Origin of the sequence: Phocaeicola sp. RTP21198st1_B8_RTP21198_201120, assembly GCF_040929485.1 — a bacterium.
GTDB classification, from domain to species: domain Bacteria; phylum Bacteroidota; class Bacteroidia; order Bacteroidales; family Bacteroidaceae; genus Phocaeicola; species Phocaeicola dorei.
In genome coordinates this window covers 1-292 of the sequence record NZ_JBCOCI010000412.1, presented here as the reverse complement: position 1 = coordinate 292, position 292 = coordinate 1, and the positions used below count along the sequence as shown (strand labels likewise).

Annotated in this window: 1 pseudogene; it reads right to left on the bottom strand. The window is 41.1% G+C overall.

Annotation, left to right across the window (positions count from 1 at the left end):
- Nucleotides 1–74: 74 nt before the first annotated feature.
- Nucleotides 75–292: pseudogene (locus tag AB5935_RS26815) on the bottom strand (replication-associated recombination protein A); the annotation flags it as partial.

The following is a 292-nucleotide window of genomic DNA, read 5'->3' as shown; positions in this document are numbered from 1 at the left end:
GTTATAATGTTTCCTACTGCTTTATTGTGCTTTTAGCTTCTCTTACAGAAGGGAGTGACTTATTTTACGAACACTTATTTCTTAAATTTGTCTCCCCACAACTGTATCATTCGCTCGGCATGTTTCTGTTCTGCCGGATTGTTTTGCGGTTGCCATATTCGTTTGTCTTTCAGCTCGTCCGGAAGAAATTGCTGTTTGACAAAGTTACCTTCATAGCTGTGTGCATATTTATATTCCTGTCCGTAGCCCAGTTGCTTCATCAGTTTAGTCGGAGCATTGCGCAGATGTAAGG